We start from the raw sequence: 17021 nt of genomic DNA on the forward strand, positions 1-17021 counted from the left end.
GGTCGTAGACGTAGGCGATACCGCCGGACATGCCCGCGGCGAAGTTGCGGCCGGTGGGTCCGAGGATCGCCACCTTGCCGCCGGTCATGTACTCGCAGCCGTGGTCGCCGACGCCCTCGACCACCGCGTGGGCGCCCGAGTTGCGCACCGCGAAGCGCTCGCCGACCTGGCCGCGAAGGAACGCCTGCCCGCTGGTCGCGCCGAACAGGATCACGTTGCCCGCGATGATGTTCTCTTCGGCGACGAACTCGCTCGGCGCTGCGTCAGACGGCCGCACCACGATCCGGCCGCCGGACAGCCCCTTGCCGACGTAGTCGTTGGCGTCGCCGTACACCCGCAGCGTGATGCCCTTTGGCAGGAACGCGCCGAAGCTGTTGCCCGCCGACCCGTCGAACGTGATGTCGATGGTGCCGTCCGGAAGTCCTTGACCGCCATGGACCTTGGTCAGTTCGTGGCCGAGCATGGTGCCGACCGTGCGGTTGACGTTGGCAATCGTGGTCCTGAACTTGACCGTGGAACCGGTATCAAGGGCCTCCCGACTCTGCGCGATCAGCTGCTGGTCGAGCGCCTTGTCCAGCCCGTGGTCCTGACGCGAACTGCAGTACAGGTCCTGGTTCATGAACGCCGATTCGGGTTCGTGCAGCACCGGCGACAGGTCCAGCTTGTGGGCCTTCCAGTGCGCGGCCGCCTGCTGGGTGTCCAGCGCTCCGACCTGGCCGACCATCTCGTTGACGGTGCGGAATCCCAACTGCGCCATGAGCTCCCGCACCTCCTCGGCGATGAACCGGAAGAAGTTCTCGACGAACTCGGGCTTGCCGTTGAAGCGCTCGCGCAGCAGGGGGTTCTGGGTGGCCACGCCGACCGGACAGGTGTCGAGGTGACACACCCGCATCATGATGCAGCCGGCCACCACCAGCGGAGCCGTCGCGAAGCCGAACTCCTCGCCACCGAGCAATGCGGCGACCACGACGTCGCGGCCCGTCTTGAGCTGGCCGTCCACCTGCACGACGATCCGGTCGCGAAGTCCGTTGAGCAGCAACGTCTGTTGCGTCTCCGCCAGACCGAGCTCCCACGGGGCGCCCGCGTGCTTCTGCGAGGTCAGCGGGGTGGCACCCGTGCCGCCGTCGTGCCCGGAGATCAATACCACGTCGGCGTGCGCCTTGGAGACCCCGGCGGCGACCGTGCCAACGCCATTCTCCGAGACCAGCTTGACGTGCACGCGCGCACTGGGATTCGCGTTCTTCAGGTCGTGGATCAGCTGAGCCAGATCCTCGATCGAGTAGATGTCGTGGTGTGGCGGCGGCGAGATCAGCCCGACGCCCGGCGTCGAGTGGCGCACCTCGGCCACCCACGGATACACCTTGGCACCCGGAAGCTGGCCGCCTTCACCGGGTTTCGCACCCTGCGCCATCTTGATCTGGATGTCGGTGCAGTTCGTCAGGTAGTGGCTGGTCACCCCGAAGCGGCCCGACGCCACCTGCTTGATGGCACTGCGGCGCCAGTCGCCGTTGGCGTCGGGGTCGAAGCGGTCGACGCTCTCGCCGCCCTCCCCCGAATTGGACCGTCCGCCAAGGCGGTTCATCGCGATGGCCAGCGTCTCATGAGCTTCCGCGGAGATCGAGCCGTAACTCATTGCGCCGGTGGAGAATCGCTTCACGATCTCCGACACCGGCTCGACTTCGTCCAACGGCACCGCGGGGCGGAAGTCGGTGCGGAACTTGAGCAGGCCACGCAGCGAGGCGAATCGCTCACTCTGGTCGTCGACCAGCTTCGTGTACTCCTTGAAGATCGAGTACTGGCCGGTGCGGGTGGCGTGCTGCAGCTTGAACACGGTATCTGGGTTGAACAGGTGGTACTCGCCCTCGCGGCGCCACTGGTACTCGCCGCCGACCTCGAGCTCGCGGTGCGCGCGCTCGTCGGGCCGGTCCAGGTAGGCCAGCGCGTGGCGGGTGGCCACGTCGTCGGCGATGTCGTCGAGATCGATGCCGCCGACGGGGCAGTGCAGCCCGGTGAAGTAGTCGTCGAGCACCTGCTGGCTGATGCCGATGGCCTGGAACAGCTGGGCACCGGTGTAGGACGCCAACGTGGAGATGCCCATCTTCGACATCACCTTCAGCACGCCCTTGCCGGCGGCCTTCGTGTAATTGGCCTTGGCCGCGTCGCTGGTGATGTCGGCGATGACGCCGCGGTCCACCATGTCCTCGATGGACTCGAACGCCATGTAGGGGTTGACGGCGGCAGCACCGAATCCGACGAGCGCGGCCATGTGGTGCACCTCGCGGGCGTCACCGGCTTCGACGACGAGTCCGACCTGGGTGCGGGTGCGATCGCGCACCAGGTGGTGATGCACGGCCGACACGCTCAGCAGCGATGGGATCGGGGCCAGCGACTCGTTGGACTCACGGTCGGAGAGCACGATGATGCGGGCGCCGTCGCGGATGGCCGCCGAGACCTTCGCGCGGACGTCGTCGAGCGCCTCCCGCAGCCCCTGGCCGCCCCTGGCGACCGGGTACAGGCAGCGGATCACGGCAGCGCGCAGACCGTGCTTGTGGCCGCGGATCTCGTGGTCGGGGTCGACGCAGATCAGCTTCGACAGCTCGGCGTTGCGCAGGATCGGGTTCGACAGCACGATCTGGCGACACGAGTCCGCGTTCGGGTTCAGCAGGTCACCCTCTGGACCCACGGTGCCCTGCAGGCTGGTCACCACCTCTTCACGGATGGCGTCCAGCGGCGGGTTGGTCACCTGGGCGAACAGCTGCTGGAAGTAGTCGTAGAGCATCCGCGGCCGCGCCGACAGCACGGCGACGGGGGTGTCGGTGCCCATCGAACCGAGCGCTTCGGCGCCGTTGCGCGCCATCGGCGCGATCAGCAGGTTGAGTTCCTCGTAGGTGAAGCCGAAGGCCTGCTGCCGCAGCACGACGCGGTGGTGCGGCATCCGCACGTAGTCGCCGGGAGGCAGGTCGCCGAGGTGGAACACACCCGCGTCCAGCCACTCCTGATACGGCTGCGCGGCGGCCAGCTCGGCCTTGACCTCCTCGTCGGAGACGATGCGGCCCTGCGCGGTGTCCACCAGGAACATCCGGCCGGGCTGCAGCCGCATCTTGCGCACCACCGTCGACGGATCGAGGTTCAGCACGCCCGCTTCGGACGCCATCACGACGAGGCCGTCGTCGGTGACCCAAACGCGGGATGGGCGAAGACCGTTGCGGTCGAGTACCGCCCCGATGACGGTGCCGTCGGTGAAGCACACCGCTGCCGGGCCGTCCCACGGCTCCATCAGCGACGAGTGGTACTCGTAGAACGCCCGGCGGGCGGGGTCCATGGACTCGTGCCGCTCCCACGCCTCGGGGATCATCATCAGCACCGCGTGGGGCAGGCTGCGGCCACCGAGGTGCAGCAGTTCGAGGACTTCGTCGAAACGGGCCGTGTCCGAGGCGCCAGGAGTGCAGACCGGGAAGATCTTGTCGACGTCGTCGTAGCTCCCGAAGACGTCGCTGCGGATCAGCGCCTCGCGCGCCCGCATCCAGTTCTCGTTGCCGGTGACGGTGTTGATCTCGCCGTTGTGGGCGACGCGCCGGAACGGGTGCGCCAGCGGCCAGGACGGGAACGTGTTGGTCGAGAAGCGCGAATGCACGATGCCGAGCGCGCTGGTCAGTCGCTCGTCCTGCAGGTCGAGGTAGAAGGCCTTGAGCTGCGGGGTGGTCAGCATGCCCTTGTAGCAGAACGTCTGACCGGAAAGGCTTGGGAAGTAAACGGTTTCGCGGCCTGGACCGTCCTGGCCGGGACCCTTGGTGCCCAGCTCGTGCTCGGCACGCTTGCGCACCACGTAGGCACGCCGCTCGAGGTCCATGTCCGAGGCGCCGCCAATGAACACCTGGCGGAAGGTCGGCATCGCGTCGCGGGCGAGAGCGCCAAGGGAGGAATCATCGGTCGGGACGTCGCGCCAGCCGAGGAGGGTGAGCCCCTCCGCTTCGACGATCTTCTGCACCGACTCGCAGGCTGCTGCGGCGTCGCGCGACGACTGCGGCAGGAAGGCGATGCCCGTGGCGTAACTGCCCGGCTCTGGCAGCTCGAAGTCGACCACCGCGCGCAAGAACTCGTCGGGAACCTGCAGCAGGATGCCTGCGCCGTCGCCGGTGTTGGGTTCGGCGCCCTGGGCACCACGGTGCTCCATGTTCAGCAGTGCCGTGATGGCCTTGTCGACGATGTCGCGACTGCGGCGGCCGTGCATGTCGGCGACCATCGCAACACCACAGGAGTCGTGCTCATAGACAGGGTTGTAGAGCCCCTGCCGCACGCCTTGGTCGCTGGGCGTCATTCCCACCTGCCCCTTCACACCTTCACGGAAGCCTGATGCTGGCAGCCGTCATCGACGGCTGCTGCCGGCGGGCGATGGGTGTGTCTGCGTGCAGCACTGAACGACGGGACTGCCCCACTCGCCACGAGTGGTGAAACGATATGACAAACCCCGCCTGACATGCCAACTTAGTCAACCCTAACCAGGGGGTTGGGCACGGCGCCGATCCAGGCGTCGACAAGTCGGACGCGACGACGAAATCCGTTGCTGCGGTTGGCCAGTGACGAATCCACGGCGGTCGACGCCGTACCGGTGGGATTTCAGGGTTTCCCCATGATCAACTCGTTGAGTTTGCCAGCCATGTCTTTTTGCTGCTTTTTGGTGCAATGATGCCTGGAAAGAAATTTGCTCGAAAGCCTGGTCGGATTCTTAGACACCGTCGCTGACGACTGCCGCGACGATCGACGCAATGACCGCGCATTCACCAACCCCACCATCGCCAGCGCGCCCACCGTCGACGGGTCGGCGTCCAGGTTGCATGCCGCTGCGCACCAGTGGTTTTGCCTCCCCGTGCGACGAGGCATCGGAGCGGGCCCGCTCCACCCACCGTGCCGCCACGGCGGCCCGGTTGGGTGAATTCTCGCCGTGGCCGCACGTTCGCGAGTGGGCAAGAACACTGCGGCCCTGCGCGCCGCCAAATCCCTGAACGACACCCCCATCGGCAGGTTCGGCATCGAGACCGACGAGGAGGGCGACGGCCGCTGCCTGGCCTACATGCCGGTGCACGGGTTGCTCAGCCCCATCACGGACCCCCTAGCCTTGGCCCGTTGGCCGTCCTCGTCGATCACTTCGGTGGGCTGGTCAACCATTACCGCCGTCATCGCCGCTCACCCCGACACCCCGGTCGTTGGCACCGCCATACCGGTCGGACCCAGTCGACGACGGGGCTCGGAGCATGCGACCTCACGATCGGCGGCATGACGGCGAAGATCGGGTTGGCCGCCATGATGGCCGTCGGCGAACCCCGCCGCGACGGTGACGTCCACGAACTGCCTCAGGAATCCGACCCGCCGTGAACAACAGCCTCGGCGGCCGCCAACCGGGATCGCCCAGACGATCCGCTGACCACCGCGTCGCTCCGGGTCAACTTCCTGCGCCAATTATTCGCAGGCGACCAATCTCGTTATGCGGGAACCGCATTGCGCGTAGGTCGGCGCAGCGCATTAGCCGATGCGCAGGCCATTGGCCGCGACGGCAGGGTCGCCATCATCGCCAGACCGACGGCCTACCGCTGCTGACATCCGGTCACCATCGGGACAAGATTCGGCAACGAGCGTCCCCAAAGCAATTGGCCGGTGCGACCCTGATGGGCACGGGCAGTTCAACGAAGTGCTGCCGGGGAGGGTACTTCCGTGACCGCACCAACGATGATGCATCGACTCGCAGCCGAGTTCATTGGAACGTTCTGGCTCGTCCTCGGCGGTTGCGGCAGCGCCATCTTCGCCGCGAAGTTCCCGTCCGACGGCACGGCACTGGGGATCGGATTCCTCGGCGTCTCACTGGCATTCGGGCTCACCGTGCTAACGGGCGTGTACGCGTTCGGCACCATCTCCGGCGGCCACTTCAACCCCGCGGTCACACTCGGTGCGGCCATCGCCAAGCGCGTGGAGTGGAAGGCGTTGCCCGCCTACTGGATCACCCAGGTGATCGGTGGCGTCGCCGCCGGCTTGGTGATCTACGTAATCGCGAAGGGCAAGGACGGCTGGACGGCCTGGGGAAACATGGCCGCCAATGGCTACGGCGACCACTCACCTGGCGGCTACTCGTTGCTCGCCGTGCTGATCACCGAAATCGTACTGACCGCAGTGTTCCTACTCGTCATCCTTGGCTCTACCGACGACCGCGCCCCGAAGGGGTTCGCGGGCTTGGCAATTGGGCTGACGTTGACGTTGATCCACCTCATCTCGATCCCGATCTCGAACACGTCGGTGAATCCGGCCCGCTCCACTGCGGTGGCGTTCTTCAACGGTGACGGGGCGCCCGCGCAACTCTGGCTGTTCTGGCTCGCCCCGCTCGTCGGTGCCGCCGTCGCGGGCGCCGCGTACCCACTCTTGTTCGGGCGCAACGAAGAGCTCGCCGATCGTCCGATCCGCGACGACGCACTGGAGGAGGTGGACTAGTCAAGCGGCAGTCGGACCCGCATCCCACCATGGGGTGCGGGCCCGATCCCCGGCTAGCTACTTAACCGAAGCCTTCTTCTTCGCGTTTTGCGCGGCCTTCTTCTCGCTGGTGGCTCCGCCGCTCGAGAGCTGGCCACCGGCATTTTCCAGGTGCGCGCGCACGAACCACTGGAACTTCTCCAGCTCGGCGGCGTGCCCGATGAGCATGTCCTGCGAGACGGGGTCAAGGTCCTCGAGGGTGTGGATGGCCTTCCGGGTGTCCTCGTTGACCCCGGTGTACACCAGGTCGAGCGCCGCGAGGTGCGCCAGCACGGTGTCACGACCGACCGAGTAGTCATCCCAGGTGCGGTCCTTGATGATGGCCCCCGGCGTGCCCTGCGGCGAAACTCCCAATGCGGCGATGCGCTCGGCCGCCTCGTCCGCGTAGCCGCGGACCAATTCGACCTGCGGGTCGATCATTTCGTGAACGCCGATGAAGTTCGGGCCAACGACGTTCCAGTGCACGTGCTTCAAGGTCAGGTGCAGGTCGTTGTAGGTGCTGAGCTGCTTTTGCAGCAGGTCGGCGATCTCGCGGGCGTCCTTGTCCGAAACTCCCGGAATCGTGAATCCTGGCATGTCTATCTCCCTTTCTCTCGCTTACATGACGCCTACCCGGCTCGGGGGCGGGTTACACGCGTGCCGTGCGGTGGGATCAGATCGCTACGCTCGGCGGATGACGGAGTCGACACCCGAGTTCTTGGGCTTCACCGAAGCCGCGCTCGACTTCTACGACGACCTGGAGATCGACAACACCAAGTCGTTCTGGGAGTCGCACAAGGACGTGTACCTGGCGAGCGTGAAGGCGCCGATGACCGCGTTGATGGCAGCGCTGGAACCGGAGTTCGGTGCCGCCAAGATCTTTCGCCCGTTCCGCGACGTCCGCTTCGCGAAGGACAAGACGCCGTACAAGCAGAATCAGGGTGCATTCGTCGGCGCCGGGCCGGCCTGCGGTTGGTACGTTGAGATCGCGGCGCGCGGGGTCCGCACCGGGGCGGGCTTCTACGACGCGAGCGCGACCGATCTCGCGCGGATCCGCGCGTCGATCGTCAACGACCTGACCGGCGAGCAGCTGCTGAAGATCGTGGCCAAACTCAAGCGAGCCGGTTTCACCGTCGGCGGCGATCGCCTCAAGACGTCACCGCGCGGGTTCGACGCCGACCACCCGCGCATCGACCTGCTGCGGCACCGATCCCTGACCGTCGGTAAGGACTACGGCTTCGAGCCGATCATCTACACCCCCGAGCTCGTCGACGCGGTGCGCGCGGACTGGAAGGCCGCCCGGCCGCTGGTCGATTGGGTGGCCGCTCGGTTGGGCGACTAGCTCGCCTTCCCTCTTCGCCGAGCAGACGCAAATGCCCCTCATTCCCGCGAAATGAGGGGCGTTTGCGTCTGCTCGCGCTAGGGACCTAGAGGGCACGCAGGTTGGGGATGGCCTGACGCGCGCCGAATCGAGGGTTGCGGGCCATCCCGCTGACCTCCAGCAGGCGCACCGCGCGATACCGGTGAGGTCTGAGCGGTTCGAGAAGCTCGACCATCTCGTCGTCGTCGATCCGATGCCCCAGCAGCGTGGACCCGACGACGTTGGAGAGGTGGTAGTCGCCGATCGACAACGCGTCGGCGTCACCCCAGGCACGCTGGGCGACCTCGGCCGCGGTCCACACCCCGACACCCGGCAACGTCGTCAGTGCCGACCTGGCATCCTCGGGCGCCCGCGCCGACAACCGCTCCAATGCGTCGGCCCGTTGCGCGCATCCGACGAGTGTCCTCGCCCGGCCAGGGTCGACGTTGGCGAGGTGGAATTCCCACGACGGCACGCGGCGCCACACGTCGGCCGCAGGGGGGACGCGCATCCGTGCCGGGGCGGGGCCGGGGGCAGGCGTACCGAACTTGGTCACCAGCAGCCGCCATGCCCGGAACGCGTCCTTTCCTGCGACGCGCTGTTCGAGTACGGCGGGCACCAACGCTTCCAGCACCCGGTTCGTCCGACCGAGGCGAAGGTGCGGGACACGCCGGTGGGCCGCGGCGATGGTCGGCTCCTCGGGGGCGAAGCCGCCCGCGTCGTCGTGCACACCCAACATCGCCGGAAGCTGCGCCACGTACTCATCGGCGCCGTCGCCCCACGCCTCGCAGTCGACGGTCGACGGTGCCGATTTGGTGAGCCGCGCGGTCACCGGGCCGCTCGGCAGCAGGCTGGTCCGCCAGATCGCGCCGTCGACCAGTTGGTAACACGGATCACCGGGCCCGCGGCGCTGCGGGGACAGCGTCATCGACGGGCTCGCGGGCCCCTCGAAGACGACGTTGGCGCAACTCGACACCGCCAAAGATTATCCGACCGAGACGTCGGCCTTGTCGGCGTAGAACGCCACGTGACCTGCAATGGCGTCCACGGCAGGGTACGGCTGCTCGTAGGTCCAGATCGCGTCGTCGACGGTCGTCCCCGCGGCGGTCAGGTGGTAGTAGTTCGCCTCGCCCTTGTACGGGCAGTAGGTGGTGGAGTCGCTGCGCGTCAGCGCCGACGGCGATACGTCGCCGAGCGGCACGTACTGCACCGCGGGGTACGTCGACTCCTGCAGTGTCAACGCGGCGTCGGTCTCTGCGACCACCTCCCCGTTCACGCGGACGACGACGTGGCTGCCGGTCGGTGTGACGGTGATCGGGTGCTCGGCGGTGGGCTGAAGAACTGTGCGTTCGGTCATCTTCAGACCAACGTATGCGGAGCGGGCCATGATTCCTTGACCCGTCGCTACGATCACGCCATGAGCCAACCCTCGGTCCAGGCATCGGTCACGATCGCGGCCAGCTGCGCTGACGTGTACGCCCTGATCACCCACCTTCCGACGATGTCGACGCTGGTCGAAGAGGCCAACTCGATGGAGTGGCATAGGGGTGACGCCGCCCAGCCCGGCGCGGTGTTCAAGGGACACAACTCGAACCGCGGGAAGAAGTGGACGACCAAGTGCACGGTGACCGACGCCGAGCCGGGCCGGGTGTTCGCCTTCGACGTCAAGAGCGCGATCGTGCCGGTGGCCCACTGGCGCTACGACATCGAACCCGTCGACGGCGGCTGCCGTGTCACCGAGCAGACCTGGGACCGGCGGCCGGGCTGGTTCCGCAAGCCCGCGGCGATCGCCACCGGTGTCCCCGACCGCACCTCGGCCAACGCGAAGCACATCGAGCTCACGTTGCAGCGGCTCAAGGCGACGGCCGAGGCCTGAGGCCCGATCGCCGAGCGCACGCATGATGTACGCGAGCTGCGAGTAACCCCGCAAACAAGCGGACGGTCGGCGAGCGGCTAGATCCCGGCGGCCAACGCGACGACGTCATCCCACTGCGCGTCGAGCGTGTAGTCGGAGTGCTTGCGCGCCGGGAAGATCGGTTCGTTCAGCACCGGATCTGGTAGCCATCGCTCGTGGCCGACCACCCGCGCCTTGGACGTCGTCGTGAAGAAGGTCGTCGGAGTTTCGGGGCCGCCAGGCATCCAGTCGCCGACGACTCCACCGTCCTCGACGCGCAGATTCCAGCTGAGCACGCCACCGCCAAGGGGGTCGGTGAATCGAATGAGGTTGTGCCAGCGTCCAGCGAGTGTCTGCATCACGGTTTGGTGGCTGAAATAACTGAGCATGTCGGGGAAGGCCCGGCCATAGGCCCATTGCAACTGCGAGCCGTGGGTCACCAACCCCACCCGCGAAAGGAGGTGGGTCGCGGGATCCAGGTTGGCGGCATCCAGTCGTGCCAACCGAAGGACGGTCGCGTACATCAGCAACGAACCCTGGCTGTGCCCGCAAAGCACGATCCGCGCCTGCGGATACTTCTCGCGATACCAGAGCACCCGCAGCGTCAGGTCGTCGATGGCCTTGCGGGCATAACACGGCGGCACCAGGGGATGGCTCTCCGTCGGCCAGAACGACGCGAGATCCCAGAGCACGCCGAGGCTTCGGCCCGCGCTGTCCGGCCGGCGGTAGGCGTTGTAGATGGCGTAGAGCAACCCGATGACGATCAACGCGAGCGCGAGAATGCCGATGCCCTGGATGGCCGCCGACACTTCCTCCCTGGCCAACCACGACAGGCCGGTCGCCCGGAACAATCCGTCGCGGGAGCCACCGCCGCGCACCCAGCGGGCGACGTGCGTGTCGACGACGACGGCCGCCACCGCACCAGCGAAGACCGCGACGAGCACCACGACCAGCAGGATCCGCGCACCCTGCACCTTGAGGCCTGCGAAGAACCACGCGATCAGCATCGGCTTGCCCTGGACGAGGCGCGCCGGCGCGTCCTTGCCAGAGACCTTCAGGTAACAGAGCGCGGCGACACCGCCTATCAGTGCCAGCGCCAGCACCACCACGGTGGTGATGCCCCACAGCATTGCGATCGCGTCGTACGCCTTCGGCATGACGACATCGGGCGGCGTCGCCTGGGTAATCAGCAATTGCGGTTTGCAGCCGGTGGTGAGGCAGTTCTGCGCGGTCTGTGCGACTCCGGCACCCAGCCCAGCTCCCAGCAGGGCGGCCAACGGAAGCAACACCGCCGTCGTGATGCCGCCCAACCACGGCTTGAACGCGCGGGGCACCGAGGCGAAGTACGCCCGACTCGACCGCGCCGCCAACAGAGCCACCAGGAAGGCGATCAGACAGAGACCCGCTAGTCCGACGAAGAGGAGTTCCACCAAGTCATTCAGACCCGGCCGCCACTGCGCAGGCTCCGCCGTGAGCATCGGACGGAACGAGAAGAGCACTGCCACAGCCAGATTGACGGCAGCGGCTCCCCACCAGAGTCCCCTCTTCCAGCCATCTCCACCGAGCCAGCCGGCGATCAAGCGGCCCCCGCTGTAGCGACCGCCGCTGCTGCGGGGATCGTCGAGTAGCGCGGCGAATACCGCTCCGATCGCGATCAGGAGCACGGCGATCCCCCACGTGAACTTCGCGACCGGACTTGGCAGCGGTTGGATGCCACCGCAGACCAGCAGCGCCGCCCCTGCCAACGCCACGGTGGCATGCAGCGTCCTGGCGGGCGCCGCGCTGCCGCGGCGGTAGAAGTCCGGCGCGGCGATGTTCGGCTTCGGCGCTGCCGCGGCGTCGGGGTGGACGGGCACCTCGGCGCCCTCCGCGGGTGGCCGCGGCGGGGCGGTGTCCGGCAACAACGCCTCTCGGGATTGCGCGGTGATTCGCGACGCCACGAAGACCGGCAAGGCGATCACGAGCAGGACCAGCAGCGCGGTCCAGCTTGGACTGTGGCGCAACCAGTCGATCAGCGTCCAGGACACGAGGCATTCGGGTTTCTGAAGACACTGCACGGCCAACATGTCGGCGATCACCACTGACAGCTGGACCATCAGCATCAGAGTCAGGCCAAGGCCGACGAGTCGCACCAGGGCCCGCAGGAGCGTCACCGCCCACCGGCCGAGCGCCCCAGCCCCCGCCGGCGGAACCATCCATTGAGAGAGGTTGACGAGTGCGAAGGGAATCAATAGCGCCCACAACGCCTGGCGCAGCCCACCCGAGGTCATCCTGCCCCAGTGATAACCCTCGCGGTAGCGGCTCACCGGCGCATCGGACTCCGCGTTCAGGCTCGTCACCTGCCAGCGCTCCACGCCGAGCGTATCGGCGGCCCGGAAGAACCGCCCGGTATCGTCGCCCCAAACCTGTACGACGGCAGAACAATTCAGCATCGATTCCGGTGGCGTCCCGCTGACCCCGTGGGTCCTCAACTCGATGACGCTGTTCGGCGGGTCGATTTCTCGGATGGGGCCGCCCTCGATTCCGTCGATTGCGCTCACCGTCGCTCCCCTGTTCGCGAATCACGAAGTGTAACTGCGGAGCCCACGATCCACTGCGAATCGCCGCGACCGCCTGCCGTGCGGGCAGGGGACGCGCCACCACCGACGGAATCGTCGTCAGGCACGCTGGTACTCGAGATGACCGCCACTTCCCCCGCCCTGCTCGAGGATCCGCACGACCTGTCGGCCCTGCGCGCGAAGGGCGCCGACCCCGACGAGCTGTTCGCATCCTTCGCCGCGTGGGCCGAGGCGAGTGGCACCGTGCTGTACCCGGCGCAGGAGGAGGCGCTGATCGAGTTGGTCAGCGGCGCGAACGTCATCCTCGCCACGCCGACCGGTTCCGGCAAGTCACTGGTCGCCACCGGCGCGCTGTACGCGGCGCTGGCCGACGGGCAGCGCAGCTTCTACACCGCGCCGATCAAGGCGCTGGTCAGCGAAAAGTTCTTCGCCTTGTGCGACGTGTTCGGCGCGGCCAACGTCGGCATGCTGACCGGCGACGCGTCGGTCAACGCGGGCGCGCCGATCATTGCGTGCACGGCGGAGGTGCTGGCCAACACCGCGCTGCGCGAGGGTGCCGACGCCGACATCGGCCTGGTCGTGATGGACGAGTTCCACTTCTACGGCGACCCCGACCGCGGCTGGGCCTGGCAGGTACCGCTGTTGGAACTGCCGAAGGCTCAGTTCCTCCTGATGTCGGCCACCCTCGGCGACGTCACGTTCCTCCGCGAGGACCTCACCCGCCGCACCGGAAGGACGACGGCGCTGATCGCGAACGCCGAACGCCCGGTTCCCCTGCACCACTACTACGCGACAACGCCGATGCACGAGACGATCCAGGATCTGCTCGACACGAAGCAGGCGCCGATCTACGTCGTCCACTTCACCCAGGCCTCGGCACTGGAACGGGCCCAGGCGCTGATGAGCGTCAACGTCAGCACCAAGGACGAGAAGGCCGCGATCGCCGAGATGATCGGTGCGTTCCGGTTCTCGTCGGCATTCGGGACGACGCTGTCGCGGCTGGTCCGGCACGGCATCGGAGTTCACCACGCCGGGATGCTGCCGAAGTACCGGCGGCTGGTGGAACAGCTGGCGCAGGCCGGACTGCTCAAAGTCATTTGTGGCACGGACACTCTCGGTGTCGGCATCAACGTGCCGATCCGGACGGTGGTCTTCTCGGCCCTTTCGAAGTACGACGGCACCCGCACACGGCTGCTCAACGCTCGCGAGTTCCACCAGATCGCGGGGCGCGCCGGGCGGGCCGGATTCGACACCGCAGGCACCGTCGTCGTCCAGGCGCCCGAGCACGAGGTGGAGAACCTCAAACAGTTTGCGAAGGTCGCCGACGACCCGAAGAAGCGCCGAAAACTGGTGCGCCGCAAGGTGCCCGAGGGCATGGTGCCGTGGAGCGAGAAGACCCAGCTCCGGCTCGTCGAGGCCGTCCCAGAGTCGTTGACCAGCAACATGCGGGTGTCGACGGCGATGATCCTCGACGTCGTCGACCGGCCGGGCGACCCCTTCGTGGCGATGCGGCGGCTGCTCACCGACAACCACGAACCCCGTAAGCGACAGCTCAAGCACATCCGCGAGGCGGTCGGGATCGCCCGCTCGCTGCTTCAGGCGGGCGTGCTGGAACGGCTCGACGAGGCAGGGGCCGACGGGCGGCGGTACCGCTTGACGGTGGATCTGCCGCCCGACTTCGCGCTGAATCAGCCCCTGTCGACGTTCGCGCTCGCCGCGATCGACGTGCTCGACCCGGTATCGGAAACCTATGCGCTGGACGTGGTTTCGGTGATCGAGGCGACGCTGGAGGATCCCCGCCAGATCCTGTCGGCCCAGCTGAAGAAGGCCAGGGGCGAGGCCGTGGCGGCGATGAAGGCCGAGGGCATCGAGTACGACGAGCGGATGGCACTGCTGGACGAGGTCAGCTATCCGAAACCGCTCGCCGACGTGCTCGCCCACGTCTACGACGTCTACCTGCAGAGCAACCCGTGGGCCGCCGACGGTGAGCTGGCACCGAAGTCCATCGTGCGCGAGATGTGGGAGGGCGCGTTCACCTTCCGGGAGTACGTCAGCGTCTACGGGCTGACCCGTTCCGAGGGCGCCGTGCTGCGCTACCTCTCCGACGCATTCAAGGCGCTGCGCTCCGGCGTCCCCGCCGCGGCACGCACCGAGGAGGTCACCGACGTCGTCGAGTGGCTCGGCGAGTTGGTGCGCCAGGTCGATTCGAGCCTGCTCGACGAATGGGAGCAGCTGACGAGCCCCGACCAGCCGCTGAACTCGCCCGTGACGGTACCGGCCCGCCCGCGCCCGCTGACCGGCAACGAGCGGGCGTTCACCGCGATGGTCCGCAATGCGCTGTTCCGGCGGGTGGAACTCTTCGCGCGGCGCCGCTGGTACGACCTCGGACTGCTCGACGGCGACGCAGGATGGACCACGGAGCGCTGGGCGGAGATCGGTGGGGACTACTTCGACGAGCACGACGAGGTGGGCACCGGCGCGGACGCCCGCGGCCCGGCACTGTTGATCATCGACCGGCAGCCCGGCCTCTGGCAGGTGCGCCAGATCCTCGACGACCCTGCGGGTGACCATGATTGGGGCTTCGAATTCGAGGTGGACCTCGAGGCCTCCGATGAGGAGGGCGTGGCGGTCATCCGACTGGTGGACGCGGGGCGCCTGGGCTGACCTGCGACCGCCGGATGACACTGTTGTTTCCGCTGGTCGAACCCGCGGAACGACCCGCTCCTCGGCTTACACTTCGGCCATGTTCTCGGAGACGCGCTATGCGCTGAACGGAGACTTGCGCGTGGCCTATCGCGCATCGCGCGCAGGTCTGCGCGACTTCGTGTTCGTCCCCAACTGGTTCACCTGCTGTGAGGTTCTTCCGGAGCTCCCGTCACTTCAAGGGTGGGTTGAGGCCATGGCGTCGCTCGGGCGGCTCATCTTCCTCGACCAGCCGGGCACCGGAGCATCCGATCCCGTCGCGCCGGGCGCGCTGCCAACCTTGGAGCAGTGGACCGACAGCATCACCGCGGTACTCGACGCGCTCGGGAGTCGCGAAGCGGTCATCGTCGCGGTCGACGGGGCACTGGCGACAGCGGCACTGTTCGCGGCGACACATCCATCGCGCACCACCGCGCTAGTGGTGCTCGAGGGGATCGCTGACCCGATGACGGAACGCACCGACGGTGTCGATTCCGAGGATGTCCTCGCCGGCATGGCCGCAATGTGGGGGACCGGAGAGTTTCAGCACGCAATCAATCCGGACATGCCGTGGAACGAGGAGATCCGAGCAACCTGGGCGCGAATGGAACGGCTTGCGGCGAGCCCAGCGACTCTTGCTCTCGTGCTGCCTCTGGTGACCGAAGTCGACGTGCGGGCGCTTCTTCCCACGGTCCGCGTGCCAACCCTCGTCGTTCAGCACACCGACGACCCGATGATCGTGCCGGCGATGGGCAAGTACATCGCCGAGCACATACCGGATGCGAAATACGTTGAACTGCCGGGACGCAACATGTACCACTTCGTCGAGCCATGGCGTCCGGCCTTCCAGGAGCTCGCCGAGTTCCTCACCGGCCACCAAGCTGAAGTCGCCGACGACCGGGTGCTTGCCACCGTGCTCTTCACCGACATCGTTGGCTCGACGCGTCGGGCTTCGGAGATCGGCGACCGCGACTGGCATGCGTTGCTCGACGCGCACGACGTCGTCGTCCGCTCTCAGCTCGCGCGCTTTCGTGGCCGCGAGGTCAACACCTCGGGCGACGGCTTCCTCGCAACGTTCGACGGCCCGCAACGAGCGATCCGCTGCGCGATGGCAATCCGCGACGCGGTGCAGGCGCTCGGCATCGAGGTACGAGCCGGCTTGCACACCGGCGAATGCGAAATCCGCGGTGACGACATCGGCGGAATCGCCGTGCACATCGGCGCACGGGTAAGCGCATTGGCGGGGCCGAACGACGTGCTGGTGTCCAGCACACTGCGCGACCTAGTGATCGGGTCAGGACTCGAATTCGACGACCACGGCGAGCACCAGCTCAAGGGCGTGCCCGGCGAGTGGCACCTGTTCGCCGTCGCCGCTACCTAGAACCGCGACCGGTTGCAATTCCGGTCACCTGTGGCGGAAGCCGCCGATGTCTTGTTCGAGTAGTTCGGCCAGTCGCAGCGGGGTGCGGTCCTCGAACATCGGGCCGATGAGTTGCACTCCTACCGGTAGGCCCTCGGGTGAGCGGCCCGCTGGTATGGCGGTCGCGGGCAGGCCGGGCATGGTCGCCAGGCCGGCCCAGACGAATTGGTCGACGAACGGGTACTCGACGCCGTCGATGTCGATGTGCCGTTCCGCCAAATTGGGTTCGTGGTCGTGGGGGAACGCCGGAGTGGGCGTGATCGGGCACACCACGGCGTCGAAGCGGGTGAAGAGCTGGCGCCAGCGGTGGCGGTGAAGTTCGCGACGGTTGTTCGCTTCGATCCACTGGCGGTGGCTGAACATCGGGCCGCGTAGCCATCCCGTATCGAATCCTCGCTCGTCCGTGGCCAATCCCGCGGCGTCGGTCCGCAGCTGTTCATACTTCTCCACGGGATAGCTCGCGGCGGCAAATGACGTAAGCAGCTCTATGAAGAGCGTGGCGGCTTCGGTCAGATCAGGTAGCAGCGGACTGTGCCGTTCGACTGTCGCGCCACCGTCGACAAGCGCGTCGGCCACCCGATTCACGGCCACCCGCACAGCGGACCCGGTCGC

13 protein-coding genes are annotated in these 17021 nt (G+C 67.3%); 7 read left to right on the forward strand and 6 right to left on the reverse strand.

Going from position 1 to position 17021, the window contains the following annotated elements; translation table 11 throughout:
• Positions 1-4318 (reverse strand): glutamate synthase large subunit (gene gltB, locus QOD90_RS12875; protein WP_526350222.1); only part of this gene is annotated, 4318 nt, incomplete at its 3' end.
• Between the two features lie 624 nt (positions 4319-4942).
• Between gltB and QOD90_RS12880 the strand changes: the two genes are divergently transcribed.
• The 3 genes from QOD90_RS12880 to aqpZ all read left to right on the forward strand — a co-directional run bounded on the left by QOD90_RS12880 (position 4943) and on the right by aqpZ (position 6477).
• Positions 4943-5278, forward strand: coding sequence for a hypothetical protein (locus tag QOD90_RS12880; protein ID WP_526350224.1), 336 nt, complete (start codon positions 4943-4945; stop codon positions 5276-5278).
• A gap of 140 nt (positions 5279-5418) precedes the next feature.
• Positions 5419-5595, forward strand: coding sequence for a hotdog domain-containing protein (locus tag QOD90_RS12885; RefSeq protein WP_526350243.1), 177 nt, complete (start codon positions 5419-5421; stop codon positions 5593-5595).
• Positions 5596-5709: 114 nt separating this feature from the next.
• The gene (gene aqpZ / locus QOD90_RS12890) at positions 5710-6477 is read left to right on the forward strand and encodes an aquaporin Z (RefSeq protein ID WP_526350225.1); all 768 of its coding nucleotides are present in this window, start codon (positions 5710-5712) and stop codon (positions 6475-6477) included.
• A 57-nt stretch (positions 6478-6534) separates the two neighbouring features.
• On the opposite strand, the gene QOD90_RS12895 is transcribed toward aqpZ, so the two are convergent.
• Positions 6535-7092, reverse strand: a complete 558-nt coding sequence (locus QOD90_RS12895) for a Dps family protein (protein ID WP_526350227.1) — start codon at positions 7090-7092, stop codon at positions 6535-6537.
• A gap of 97 nt (positions 7093-7189) precedes the next feature.
• Here QOD90_RS12895 and QOD90_RS12900 point away from each other — a divergent pair, with 97 nt between their 5' ends.
• Positions 7190-7837 (forward strand): DUF2461 domain-containing protein, encoded by a 648-nt coding sequence (locus QOD90_RS12900; RefSeq protein ID WP_526350229.1) that lies wholly within the window; start codon positions 7190-7192, stop codon positions 7835-7837.
• Positions 7838-7922: 85 nt separating this feature from the next.
• On the opposite strand, the gene QOD90_RS12905 is transcribed toward QOD90_RS12900, so the two are convergent.
• Complete coding sequence (locus QOD90_RS12905) at positions 7923-8783, reverse strand: DNA-3-methyladenine glycosylase family protein (RefSeq protein ID WP_526350245.1); 861 nt, start codon at positions 8781-8783, stop codon at positions 7923-7925.
• Positions 8784-8840: 57 nt separating this feature from the next.
• Entirely contained in the window at positions 8841-9212 is a 372-nt protein-coding gene (locus tag QOD90_RS12910; RefSeq protein WP_526350231.1) for a DUF427 domain-containing protein, read from the reverse strand.
• A 60-nt stretch (positions 9213-9272) separates the two neighbouring features.
• On the opposite strand from QOD90_RS12910, the gene QOD90_RS12915 reads away from it, so the two are divergent.
• Entirely contained in the window at positions 9273-9731 is a 459-nt protein-coding gene (locus QOD90_RS12915) for an SRPBCC family protein (protein ID WP_526350233.1), read from the forward strand.
• A gap of 77 nt (positions 9732-9808) precedes the next feature.
• On the opposite strand, the gene QOD90_RS12920 is transcribed toward QOD90_RS12915, so the two are convergent.
• Positions 9809-12289, reverse strand: coding sequence for a hypothetical protein (locus QOD90_RS12920; protein WP_526350235.1), 2481 nt, complete (start codon positions 12287-12289; stop codon positions 9809-9811).
• Positions 12290-12427: 138 nt separating this feature from the next.
• Between QOD90_RS12920 and QOD90_RS12925 the strand changes: the two genes are divergently transcribed.
• Both QOD90_RS12925 and QOD90_RS12930 read left to right on the forward strand, forming a co-directional pair.
• The gene (locus tag QOD90_RS12925; RefSeq protein WP_526350237.1) at positions 12428-14971 is read left to right on the forward strand and encodes a DEAD/DEAH box helicase; all 2544 of its coding nucleotides are present in this window, start codon (positions 12428-12430) and stop codon (positions 14969-14971) included.
• 79 nt (positions 14972-15050) lie between these two features.
• Positions 15051-16370, forward strand: coding sequence for an adenylate/guanylate cyclase domain-containing protein (locus QOD90_RS12930; protein WP_526350239.1), 1320 nt, complete (start codon positions 15051-15053; stop codon positions 16368-16370).
• A 24-nt stretch (positions 16371-16394) separates the two neighbouring features.
• Here the strand turns inward: QOD90_RS12930 and QOD90_RS12935 are convergent.
• On the reverse strand, positions 16395-17021 hold a 627-nt coding region (locus QOD90_RS12935; RefSeq protein ID WP_526350241.1), incomplete at its 5' end, for an amidase family protein.

It is taken from the genome of Mycobacterium sp. (genome assembly GCF_032161845.1).
Classification (GTDB): domain Bacteria; phylum Actinomycetota; class Actinomycetes; order Mycobacteriales; family Mycobacteriaceae; genus Mycobacterium.